The organism is Rhizobium ecuadorense (genome assembly GCF_001187535.1).
Taxonomy (GTDB): domain Bacteria; phylum Pseudomonadota; class Alphaproteobacteria; order Rhizobiales; family Rhizobiaceae; genus Rhizobium; species Rhizobium ecuadorense.
Genome location: NZ_LFIO01000093.1, coordinates 1 through 293, shown reverse-complemented (window position 1 = coordinate 293; position 293 = coordinate 1). Strand labels below are relative to the sequence as shown.

At 53.9% G+C, this 293-nt stretch carries 1 protein-coding gene; it reads right to left on the bottom strand.

Annotated features, from left to right (window positions below; translation table 11 throughout):
* On the bottom strand, positions 1 to 293 hold a 293-nt coding region (locus AF337_RS03860; RefSeq protein ID WP_425287877.1), incomplete at both ends, for a metallophosphoesterase family protein.

The window sequence follows — 293 nt, the reverse complement described above, 5'->3', positions numbered from 1 at the left end:
CCGCTAACATCCGGGTCGCTTCTTCCTCGATCCGCTTCAATACATCTACATCGAGGTCTCCCTCGCTGACTTCGATGCCGATTGAGATGAATCGGGCACTGTCCACGATAAGGCGATCAACGGTCGCAATGCCATCATCAACAGTGACAAGCACTGCACCCTTTGCGCCTTGCTCCCGGATGCTTCGACCTTGGAGATTACCCGGGAAGACAGCCATAGGATCGGAAGCAACTATCTCAAATTCATGGACATGACCCAGCGCCCAATAATCGTAAGCGCGCGAGCGCATATCG